General features: G+C 68.1%; 6 protein-coding genes. 5 read left to right on the top strand and 1 reads right to left on the bottom strand.

What is annotated here, in order from left to right:
• Positions 1-529: 529 nt before the first annotated feature.
• From H6726_12875 to H6726_12855, 5 genes are all read left to right on the top strand, one after another.
• Complete coding sequence (locus H6726_12875; protein MCB9658534.1) at positions 530-643, top strand: hypothetical protein; 114 nt, start codon at positions 530-532, stop codon at positions 641-643.
• Positions 640-927: a hypothetical protein gene (locus H6726_12870; GenBank protein ID MCB9658533.1), complete on the top strand. Its 288-nt coding sequence runs from the start codon at positions 640-642 to the stop codon at positions 925-927. The genes H6726_12875 and H6726_12870 overlap by 4 nt, the downstream gene beginning before the upstream one ends.
• A gap of 98 nt (positions 928-1,025) precedes the next feature.
• Positions 1,026-2,816, top strand: coding sequence for a protein kinase (locus tag H6726_12865; protein MCB9658532.1), 1,791 nt, complete (start codon positions 1,026-1,028; stop codon positions 2,814-2,816).
• A gap of 92 nt (positions 2,817-2,908) precedes the next feature.
• Positions 2,909-6,277: a sel1 repeat family protein gene (locus H6726_12860; protein ID MCB9658531.1), complete on the top strand. Its 3,369-nt coding sequence runs from the start codon at positions 2,909-2,911 to the stop codon at positions 6,275-6,277.
• Positions 6,278-7,302: 1,025 nt separating this feature from the next.
• Positions 7,303-10,026, top strand: coding sequence for a hypothetical protein (locus tag H6726_12855; protein MCB9658530.1), 2,724 nt, complete (start codon positions 7,303-7,305; stop codon positions 10,024-10,026).
• Positions 10,027-10,206: 180 nt separating this feature from the next.
• On the opposite strand, the gene H6726_12850 is transcribed toward H6726_12855, so the two are convergent.
• A complete protein-coding gene (locus H6726_12850; GenBank protein MCB9658529.1) occupies positions 10,207-11,595 on the bottom strand; it encodes a VWA domain-containing protein in 1,389 nt (462 codons plus the stop codon).
• Positions 11,596-11,656: the final 61 nt, after the last annotated feature.

The following is an 11,656-nucleotide window of genomic DNA, read 5'->3' as shown; positions in this document are numbered from 1 at the left end:
AGAAGCGGTGGGGGGTACCGCAAGCAGCCGACCTGGGCGGGAATCCGCTTGTCCTCGGGGTTCGCTGGTGTGTGATCGCTAGCTGGTTGCTTGGCGGGCGGGGGGTGGCCTGGTCACGGGCCCGGTCGCGCAGGCGCTCCCTGTGGTGCCTCCCCCGTTTCGGCGCGCCGAGGCGCTTGAAACGGGGCCCCCCCAACGCCCTTTGACCAGGCCACCCCCCGCCCGCCGGCTACGTGGTCGTCGGTGCGGAGCGTGCGCGGCCGAGGTCGGCGGGGTTCCCTGGGACGGTGAAGGGCTCGACTGGGCTGGGAGTGGACGGGTGGGGTCACGTGGGTCACGTGGGGCTGTTCGCAGACCACCTCAGGGCACCGAACGTGGTTCACCCGGCGTGTGCTCATGCTGACGTACAGCGATAACCCACGAATACTGCGCGCGACCGTGGGTGACGACCAGTACATGCGCTCGCCCATCCAGCCCCAACTTCGTGAGAAATCGAGTGGGCGCCGGCGCGCGCGCGGAACTCGAGCGCATGGTCCGCTACATCCTGCGCCCGCCGCTCAAAGAGAAGCGCCTCTCCCTGACCCCCGACGGCGTAGTCCTCGAGCTCAAGGCTAGCGCGACGGTACCACCCACATCCGCATGAGCTGCGACCGCTTCATCGACCGTCTGGTGGCGCTGGTCCCCCCGCCCGCCGCGAACAACCTCCTGTACGGGGGCATCCTCGGCGCCAACGCCCGCCTGCGTAAACAAGCCGTCAGCTACCAACGCCCCTCCGTCATCGGCTCCAAGAGAGCGGTGAAGTCCGCCTCCTCCCGCGCCCGCAACACCGCGTGGGCCGAGCTCATGCGCCACAGTCTTGGTCTAGACGTACTTGCCTGCGAGTTAGCGAGGTTCGGATCCCGTTCAAATAGAACCCCGGTTCTGTGAAATGGCGCCCAGCGCGTCCCACAATCGGGGGATAGGCGTGGCGGCTGAACAAGTGCTATTGGTTCCACCTTCACGAACCGACCACGAGGGAGTTTCCGATGACTCAGGGAATGACCCCCCACCCAGCCCTCCAGGCCGCCCTGCCCCAGCCTGGCGCTACAATCGCCGGTAGATACATCGTCGAGCGCGAGATCGGCCGCGGCGGAATGGGCGCAGTTTTCGTCGCCCGGCACAACGTCACGGGGCGCAGGGTCGCCATCAAGTGGCTGCTCCCGGGCTTCGCCGACGGTGAGCAGGCGGTGGCCCGCTTTCTGCGCGAGGCGCAGCTGGCCGCCTCAGTGGATCACGAGAACGTCGTGGATATCTACGACGTCGGCCGGGACGAGAGCGGCTTCTATCTGGTGATGGAGTTCTTGAAAGGGCGCTCGCTCGCCGACCGCCTAGCCGAGGGCCCGATGTCTGTGCGCGAGCTCGTGGACGTGATGCGCGGCGTGTGCGCGGGGCTCGCGGCGGCGCACCTGACGGGCGTGATCCATCGAGACCTCAAGCCGGAGAACATCTTCCTGGCGGAGGCCCGAAACCAGCAGGGTGGTGTGGTCCCGAAGCTGGTCGACTTCGGCGTGTCCAAGACGCTGGTCACGGGCGAGAGTTACGTGCGGCTGACCGGCACGAACGTCGCGATGGGCACTCCCTACTACATGTCCCCCGAGCAGATCCGGTCCGCGGCGGACGTCGGCATCGAGGCCGACATCTACTCCCTTGGGGTGATTGCCTACGAGGCGCTGGCGGGCGTCCTACCGTTCGTCGGGGACTCCGTGGCCGCCATCATTCTGAAGGTGGGGATGGAAAAGGAGGCGCCCATCCAGACCCACTGCCCGGACCTCCCGGCGCACGTCGCGAACGCCGTCCATCGGGCGCTGTCAAAGGACGCGCAGCAGCGCTTTCCGTCCGCCGGCGCGTTCTACGCCGCCTTGGCCGAAGGCTTCGACGTCGTCTCGTATCAGTCGTTCCCTCATCCTGCTCAGCCACACACGGCGAGCCAGACACGGGCCGTCATCGGAGGCGCCGGCGTTGGGCTGCTCGCGCTAGCGGTGGTGCTCGGCGGCGGGTTCATGAGCTGGTCGCAGCGCGATGTAAGCGCGCACATCGACGGGAGGGGTGGCTCCGGCCCCGGCGGCGGTGCCCCGGCGCATGGCACCCCGGGCACGCCTCAGCCCGGGGTGGAGGGCGCGGGCGGGACCCAGCACCGAGCCTCGCTGTCGCTCGCGGACGCGGTGCGTCCGATCGCCGCGCCGCCGCGCTGCCGGGACGGACAGGTCTTGATCCCAGGAACAGGAACGGAGGCGGCCGGCTCCGGCCCCTTCTGCCTCGACCGCACCGAGGTCTCCATCGCGGCGTTTCGCGAGGCCAACAACTGCGCGAGCACGGGCTCCTGCGCCGCGCTGCCGACCGAGGCGGGCTGCACCAGCGACGAAGGCCTAGACCTAGCGAGCGGTGTCCCGGTCCTCGACAGGCCAGTCTCGTGCGTGCCGTACAACGCGGCCGTCGCGTACTGCGCGAGGCTAGGCGAGAGCTGCCGCTTACCGAGCGCGGCGGAGTGGGAGCGAGTCGCCTCCGCTGCGGGGCCGACGGCGGCATTCCGCGTGTTCGCCGTCAACGCGCCCGCAGACAGCGCCAACACCTTCGGGCTCTTGCACACGCAGGACAACCTGCGGGAGTGGGTGGCAGGCGACGAGCAACGCGACGGCCTCCGTCCTATTCGCGGCGACGGCTGGTTTCGGCGTGAGGCAGACCCCAGGTTCGAGTCCACGCTGGCCGACGCCGCGCGCCCGGCGAGTGATGTTGGATTCCGCTGCGCGTGCGGGGTCCCCATGGGAGACGAAGGATGAGACACATCGGCCACCGGCAATGGACGGTCCGTCGGACGCGGGTCGCGGCGTGCCCGATGGCGCTTCGATTCAGCGCTCTGTTTGCGGCCCTGGTGACCGCGCTCCCCGCCGCGGGCGCCGCCCAGCAGACCGGCACGCGCAGCGCTTCCTCCTGCATGCAGTGCGCCTCTGAGTCCCGCGACCCGCGCTGTTGCCGGACCGCGCCCGCGGCGGAACGTCGCAGCACGAGCCGCGCTGGCGGCAACCGCCTCGGCCGCCTGCGCGCGACCTGCGAGCGCCAGCGGGACGCCACCGACGCCTGCGCCGAGTACGCGACGGCCCTCTTCGAGCAGCGGGGCAACCCCTCGGCGTCCTCGCTGGCCGTCGTCGAGCGCGCCTGCGGCACGCACCACATTGGCGCGGTGTGCACGATCCTCGGAGTGAACGCGATCGCGGGCCTGGCGGGCGCCCAGCCCTCGTGGCCCGAGAGCGCGCGATACTTCGGCTTGGCGTGTGACGAACATGACTGGGAGGGGTGCTCCGCTCTCGCGAGCCTGCTCGAAGAGGGTGGGCCTGGGCTGCCTCGCGACACGTCGCGAGCCGTCGATCTGCGCGCGCGAGCATGCGCCGGTGGGTTCGGCGGCGCGTGTCACGACCTCGCGCTCATGTACCTGAACGGCATAGGCGTCCGGACCGACAACGACCGCGCCCGTGAGTACTTCAGCCACGGCTGCGGGCGCGACTACGGAGACTCCTGCTTTGCCATGGCGATCTTCGCGCGGAGCGGCGGGGCGTCGCTGACCTCTGCCGAGGTGGGGCGTTTCGCTCGACAGGGTTGTGCGCACAGAAGCGCGGACGCCTGCGAGATGGTGCTTGAGCGCGGCGTTCAGGCCGAAGTTCGCGCGGCCTTGACTCAGCTGCGGGCGGGCTGCAACGCGGACCAGGCGTCGGCCTGCGCGGTGCTCGCCGGCCACCTCGCGACGCAACCCCGGGAGCGTCGGGCCTTCGCCAACTTCGCCGCGCGCGGGTGTGCGCTCGGCGCCCCGGACGCCTGTCTGCTCCACGCCGGCGCGATGCTGCGAGGCGAAGGCCGACAGCGCGACCCCTCCGGAGCGGTCGAGCTGCTTGACACGCACTGCACCGCCGGGCTCGCGGGGGCCTGCCTAGAGCTCGGCCGCGCGCTGCTCGGGGTCGCTGGCGTACGCGCCGACGAGCGCCGCGCGCAGCGCGCCTTCAGGGCCGCGTGTGAGGGCGGCTTGGAAGACGGCTGCCGCGCCAGCCGCGCCCTCGAGCCGACCACGGACCTCGAGCGGCGCGAGTTCCCGCAGGCCTGCGGCCAGGCGGCCGGACAAACCGACTACGGCACGCTCACCGCCGGGCAGCAGGTCACGCTCGGGCGCCACCGCCCCTACGCCGGGTCCGACAACTGGTCCCCCGAGATGGACGCCTACGTTGGGCGCGTCGCGCGCGTCGTCGAGCTGCCGGGGCGCGACCTGGCCGGATGCCCCGTTGTCCGCGTGGACGTCGACGGACAGCGCTTCGCGTGGCGCATCCGCGACCTGTCGTCGCGCGCGGCGGCCGCCGTCGACCCGCGCGCGTCGGCCGCGGACCGCTTCTCGCTGACCGCCTCCGAGACGCGGCGCGGCGTGGGTGGCGGCCCCGTGTCGGTTCGCTACCTAGGGGCCTCCTGCGTGGGCTACGTCAACACCGCGCCGTCGCACACCATGACGCTCACCGCGGCTGGCGAGGTGCGCTTGGTCGCCCAATCCACCGGCGATACTACCATAGCCGTTCTGACGCCCGATGGGCGCTGGCTCTGCAACGACGACTTCGACGGCCTCAACGCCGGGGTGCAGGAACACCTCGTAGCGGGGAGGTACCAAATCTGGGTGGGGGCCTATCAGCGCGACGCGAACCCCGCGTACTCGCTCGTAGCCACGCGCACCCAAGAGGCCTACGCGCGAGGTCCCCAGGAGTGCGGACAGGAAGAGGCCAGCGCCAATTTCGGCAGCGTTCGGCGAGGGGCGCGCGTGGTGCTGCGCGCTCACCGCGCGGTCGACTCTGACCCCAACTGGGCGCCCTCGATGGACCGCTTCGTGGGCCAGTCCACCACGGTAACGGACGTGCAAGGAGTCGACAACCAGGGCTGCCCCGTCGTCCGAGTCGCCGCCGACGCCGGCGAGTTCAACTGGCGCGTGCGCGACCTGGAGGTGGTCTCCGCCGCCGCCGCGTACGGCTGGCAGGACTGCGGCCAGATCGAGAGCGCCATGGAGTTCGGACCCATGAGCGCCGGCGCCCGCGTGCGCCTCGGTCGCCACCGACCCGTGGGGGGCGACGACAACTGGGCTCCCGACATGGACGCCTTCGTGGGGCGCCCGGCCCAGGTCGTGCGCCAAGGGACCATCGACAACGCCGGATGCCCCGTTGTCCGCGTGGACGTCGACGGGCAGCGCTTCGCGTGGCGCATCCGCGACGTAGCGCTGACGCAGGGGGCGCCGACCGTGAGCCCCACCGCGGCGTCGTGGCGCATGTGCGGCCAGTCGCGCGACAGCATCGACCACGGACCCTTGCGCGTGGGAAGCGTCGTCACGCTGCGCCGCCACACACCCATCGACGGAGACGCCAACTGGGCCGAAGACATGGACGCCTTCGTCGGCCGCCGGACGCGCGTAACCGCGATCCGCACGTTGGATGACGCGGGCTGTGCGATGGTGGAGGTCGAGGCCGATGCGGGTCAGTTCGTCTGGCGTATCCGCGACCTGGACGTCGACGGTGCCGACAGTGCGCCCACGCCGCCCCCCGCTCCCACGACCGCCCCCTCCCCGGTCCCGTCGTGGCGCATGTGCGGTCAGTCGCGCGGCAGCGTCGACCACGGCCCGCTGCGCGTCGGGAGCACCGTCACGCTGCGCCGCCACACGCCGGTCAACGGAGACGTCAACTGGGTGGCCGCCATGGACGCGTTCGTCGGGCGGCAGACGCGCGTTTCGGAGCTCCGCACCGTGGATGACGCTGGCTGCGCCATGGTCAAGGTCGAGGCCGACGGGGGTCAGTTCGTCTGGCGCATCCGCGACATGGACGTGGAGGGCGCCGCCGGCGTCCCCACCGCGACCACGGACACGCGAGTCATGCGCTACGTCTCCGGGCAGACCGAGACGCTCGTCGTGCAGGCGCGCGGCGAGGTCTCGCTAGCGGGTATCGGCCCGTCCTGCGTCGGCTTCTCGCCGGACCTGGCGCACATCGAGATGGAGGTCGCGGGAGACGCTGGCACCGTGCGCTTCGCGGCGACCTCCGGGACCAACCTGGTCATGGTCGTGCGGCTACCGGACGGCTCCTTTCGCTGCAACGACGACTTCGCGGGCACCAACCCGGCCGTCGACGTGCGGGCGACGTCGGGCGTCTACCGTGTGTGGGTCGGCACGTTCAGCCAAGGCGCGAGCGCCCAGGCCAACGTGACGATCAGTCCGGTGGCTGGTTCCATCTGAGCGCCCCCCACAACGACGCGCTTGACAGGCGAGAGCGATGGAACGTGACCGGGCCCATGAGCACCTATACTGCCTAGGAGGTCGCGCAGCACTACGCGCAGCAGCAGGAGCTGGCCACATGGCTGGCCGCGTCGTTCGAGGAGCCGCGCCGGACCTGCCTCACGGACGAAGCCAAGTTCCACGCCGAGCTGGAATTGGGCCCACCACCGACAGGAACGACCTCTTGTAAGCACGCGAATTGTTTGCCACAAAAACAATGACCGTTCGGTGAGGCGCGCCCTGAGCGCGAGACAAGGCGATGGTATGTTGGCTCAGCCTGAAGGTGACGCGGGTTGGACTCACTACATCGACATGCAGTGGTGAGGGTGCTTCATGTTTCCTTCAGTGAAGCGCCACATGAAGTCAAGTGACCGCACGTTGTGTGTGTGGCGCTTCACAGAAGCCGACATGAACGCGCCTTCGGCTATGGTCCGGGTGGGGGCTGCCGAGGGGGGGGCGTTCCGGCGAGTGCACACTCCCCGTTCGCCTCCTTTCGCAGCGTCCTGCTTGACAGCAAGAGTCGAGGCGAAAGTCATCCGCAGTTCGGAGATCCCCTGTTTGGGGGATTGTTCGACGCGTGCGCCGTCGCTATCAGAACTCGTGCACGATTTCGTCACGACGGCATGTCGTCTGACCACTCGAGGGGGGACATAGCGATGTGCCCTCAAAGGATTCCGATGCCCGCTCACTCCCACCATCTACGACGTCCACAATCCATTGCGTTCTCGCTCCTGGGACTCTTGGTTGGTGTCACCACGGGGTGTGGCGGGGGCGAAGGCACTCCGGCCTGCGTCGATGGCCAAACCTCCATCTGCGCTTGCGCCGGGGGAGTGTCTGGGGTTCAGACGTGTAGCGCAGGGAGCTACGGGGCGTGCGACTGCGGCGGCGGGGGCGACGCTGGGAGGCCTCCACCGGATGGAGGGAACTCGCAGCTCGACAGCGGAACCGCGCCGGACTCCGGAATGATGACGGGCTCGGGTGAGAGCGTGACGATGATGGTCGGAGCGGCCGGCGCGACAGTCGCGCTCGGATCCGCGGAGGTCGTGATCCCCTCGGGCGCGCTCGCGCAAGACACGATGATCACGATCACCGAGACCACGATGCCGACACCAGCCGGCTATCGGGCGTTCTCGCCCCTCTACCAATTCGAACCAGAGGGGACGGCCTTCGCCCAGCCGATTCAAGTGACCCTACCATCGAGCGCGGCCTCGGCCGACGTCCCGCTCGCGACCCTCTTCTGGTCCCGCAACACCGCCGACGGTGGCGGCTGGCAGCGACTCGGCGGCATTCCCACGACGGGCGCGGTGACCGGGGAGGCGGAGCACTTCAGCTACGGGTTCATCGCGGATGGCGTCGACTACACCGCGAACGCGGATCGCTCGTGCGTACGCACTCGAATCCTCGACAATCGCACCGCCGATCCCTCCGGCGTCGCGCTCTTCTTCGCGATGGAGGATTGCTGGGGCCGCCCCATCACGGACCTCTCCCAGTCGCAGCTCGACTCCGGCGAAGTGGTGGTCGAGGAGAACGGTATCGCGACCAGCTCCGAGGCCCAGACCACGCTCCTTGAGCGTCGTGGCCTTCAGGTCTTCGTGACCCTCTCCATCGACATGTCGACCTCGACCACGGCCGTCCTCTCGGATGTCATCGCTGCTTCGAGGCAGTTCGTGGAGACCCTTCAGGAGCCCGCGCGGGGTCTCGTCGACAAAGTTCAGGTGGGCATTCAGCTCTTCGCCGGCGAGGCCACGCCGACCCTGTGGCAGCCCCACACTCTCGATCTAGCGCTAGTGCTGACCCAGCTCGACGCGCTCAGCGGGTACACGGTCCCCGACCCGGGCTCGACGAACCTTCACGGCGGGGTGGTGGACGCCCTCGCGCGCAGTGGCAGCGCACAGCAGGCTTTCCGGACTCGCAACGAGGGCGGGGCCTTCACCTCCGGCTATGTCGTGCTCTTCACGGATGGAGCGGACACGGCAGGGCTGCTTCCCGCGAACGCCGCCGTGGCTGCGATCGGAGCCACGACCGACGAGGTCTTGGCGGTCGGTCTGGTCGGTCGCGACTACAGCGCGTCGGCACTCGCGAGCCTCGTCGGAGAAGAGCACGTCATCGACTCCCCGGACCCCGTGACGCTCGGCCGCGACTTCTCCCACCTTGCGGCCCGAATCGCAGGTCAGGTGCGGCGCACCTATCTGCTCGGGTACTGCTCCCCGAAGCGCTCGGGCACACACACCGTCGTCATCAGCCTCGATGGCGCCACGTCTCAGACTTGGGGTGACCCGACGACGTTCGATGCGACGGGCTTCGGTCCTGACTGTACCACGGCGTCGTTCACGGACGCGTGCTCGGGCATGGAGTGTGGCGGTCTTGGGTGCGGCGCGTGCGATGATCGCGTCGATCTTTGCTCGAGCGGCACATGCGTGGACCATTGTGACACAGCAAATATTTGCGGTGGTGATTCGTTCACGAATTCCCTGGGGTATGACCAAATCTGCACCGACGCCCCTGGTCGAATGTTGTGCGATGCTGCCTGCCGCGATGAAGTCTATCTTCGTCCGATGGGCGGAGCGTGCATGGACATTTCTATTGTCGATCAGTTCGGAACAAGTGGTCAGGCTTCACGACTAACTGTTTCCACAGACAACGCTGGTGCCATCATATTTTGCGGAACATTTCCTGCTCGCGGAGGAGCTGGAGGTAACGTGGGAATTATGCACAGATACCTCCCGAACAGATCCCTCGACTGGGCGCAAGATGTCGGCGACGATTTGGTTCGATGCGTATCATTATCTGATGGAAGCATCGTCGCTCTCGGACTTCAGATCCACGCGTCGGATGGTCTGAAGCACCCATTCTTGGCCCGATACTCGGCGTCAGGTGCCGAGATGTGGAAGGTGGACCTGGCACAGTCTATTTCCGAAGTTCAGGTACAGCATGTGGCGGCCAGCAACGAAATTCTCGCTGTCGTGGGTAGTACCAATGTGTCGCTGAACGGAACCCCAATCAGTGGGACGACCGACGCGTTTGCAATGTTCTTCGACGCTTCGGGAGACCTCGTTCGCACGCTTCAGTTCGGTTCGAGCTCGGGAGACGATGCGCGACGCATTGAATTCTATGGGGATGGTGGATGGATCGTGTCCGGCAACGCTGGTGGATCCATTGGAGGAACGGGAAATACTGCTTCACGCGGTGTCTATTCGAGGCGATATTCCGCAGATAATTCCGAGATTTGGACGGCCCAACACACTTTCTTTGGTACCTATATTGGGAAACAAGTTACGGGGTCTTGTGCGCTTGATGATGGGGGAGGAATCGAGGTAGGTATACACGACAGCGACCACGGATCGAACTCCTATATTCGCCGTTACGATGTGGCAGGATCGGTTCTTTGGAATCATACATTTGGTCTCACTGGAGACGAGGCTCGCTCAGTAAGATGCAATGGCGAAAGCGTCGTTGTGACCGGTGAAACCGGGTCGAATATTGGCGAAACAGGAAGCGATGCAGAACGGTATATGTTCCTGAGGGAGTATGACCTGTCAGGGAGTGCCGTTCGGACGCGTCAATTGAATGCCAACGGTACATTCGGATACGATATCGAGTTCCTGTTCGACGGTAGTGTCGCTGTCGTTGGAACCACTCCGGTCGCACTGGAGGGATTCTCTCAGACCGGGTTGACCGATGCGTTCGTTGCGGAGATCCGACGTCCGTGAAGGGTGCAGATCACTTCCTGAGCACTCCGCGCTGTTAGTTGCCGTCACGCCATGTTAATGGTGGGTGAGCGCAGTCGCGAGAGCGTCGCGCGAGCCAGCCTGCCTGCAGTGGGGTTGGTCAGGAAGCGGGCGGTCGCGGTGCTGGTGAGCTGACGTCGCGCGAGCACCACAGCACCGCGCTCAGTACGCCGAGTCGTGGTACGCATGCGCCCGGATGGTGGCGCCCACGTCGCGCTGCGCGGCGCCGCTCGACGCGCTGCGCGAAAACGACGACTGCCTGCGGTACGTCGCGGCGCGCTCGTTGAGGCGGGCACGGGCTGGGGCGCTGGGGGCTTGGTTGGCTGCGACCTCCAGGCGGGCGGCGGCGGCGTCGAGGGCGGTGGCGGCGGCTTGTTGGTCGCCGGTGCGGAGGGCTTCGACGGCGCGTTCGTTGTCGCGCAGGGCGAGCTGGGTGTGGCTGATGACGTAGGCGCGCGAGGAGACGCTGCGCGTGGCGGCGCGGCGGTCTTGGGTGACCGTGTAGGTCACGGGGCGCTCCTGGACGCGCGCTTCGCGGGTGCGGTTGGGCAGCTCGTAGCGCAGACGCGCCACGCCGAGGGGGTGTGCACCCAGCGTGTCGGTGGGCAGCTGCACGTGCACCAGCAGCTCGACGCGCCGGCCCGTGTAGAGCGAGCCGATGGAGAGCTGGAAGCGGCCGGCCGTGACCTGGCTGCCTTCCGTCACGCCCTCGAGGACACGCACGCCCACGGCGGGCTCGAACTCCACCACGGCGTTGGTCGCGAGCGTCTGAGACAGCGCGGCGATCTCCTCGGCCACCACACCCGCGAGTTGGTGCGGCTCGGCCAAGTGATAGAAGCGCCCGGCGCTGCGCACGACCACCTGCCCCACCGTGGCCGGGTCGTAGTCCACACCCACGCCGATGCCGGTGACGTGTACGTCGTGCTGCAGGCCGGTGGCCGCGAGCGCGCCCAGCTGCTCGGCCGACGACGGACCCACGTTGGCGTGTCCGTCCGAGATCAAGAAGAGCCTGCGCACCGGGTGCTCGGAGCTGGCCTGCGACAGCGCGGCGAGGCCCGCGGCGAGCCCGTCGTACATGGCCGTCCCGCCGCCTACGTCGATGCCCTCGATGGCCCGGACGATGGCCCTGCGCGAAGCCTGAGTCACCACGGTGGGCGCGACGTGCTGCCAGACCTGACTCTCGAAGCCCAAGACGCTGACCACGTCGCCGTCCCGCACGGTCTCCAGCAGCTGGAGCGCGGCCCGGCGAGCCTGTTCGATCTTGGTGCCCGCCATGGAGCCGCTGGTGTCGACCACGATGGAGACCGCCATGGGAGGCCGCCGGGTGGCGCGGGGCGCCGCGGGGACGTCGAGCCAGATGGCGACGTAGGTCTGGCCGTCGTCACCGACCATCACCTGCGTGTGGACGGGATCCGCCTCGATCCACGTCCCGTTCTGCGGTGGAGACGCCTGGGCGCAGACGAGCGAGACGCGCGTCGTGGTGGCGCCGAAGAAGGCGCACGCAAGGCAAAGGGCGGCCAGCGCCCGGTTCGAGAGCCGAGTGGGTTCCATGATCACCTCGTGCGGACGAGGCCCAGCCGAGAGAGCCGGCGCGTGCCCGCGTGCTTCCCCG

The sequence above is a fragment of the Sandaracinaceae bacterium genome (assembly GCA_020633055.1).
Classification (GTDB): Bacteria; Myxococcota_A; Polyangia; order Polyangiales; family Houyiibacteriaceae; genus JADJJE01.
This window is presented reverse-complemented; position numbering and strand designations above follow the sequence as displayed.

Excerpts from the sequence above, each read along its gene's own strand:
- H6726_12875 (MCB9658534.1), top strand. The coding sequence starts at position 530 with ATGGTCCGCTACATCCTGCGCCCGCCGCTCAAAGAGAAGCGCCTCTCC.
- H6726_12870 (MCB9658533.1), top strand. The coding sequence starts at position 640 with ATGAGCTGCGACCGCTTCATCGACCGTCTGGTGGCGCTGGTCCCCCCG.
- H6726_12865 (MCB9658532.1), top strand. The coding sequence starts at position 1,026 with ATGACTCAGGGAATGACCCCCCACCCAGCCCTCCAGGCCGCCCTGCCC.
- H6726_12850 (MCB9658529.1), bottom strand. The coding sequence starts at position 11,595 with ATGGAACCCACTCGGCTCTCGAACCGGGCGCTGGCCGCCCTTTGCCTT.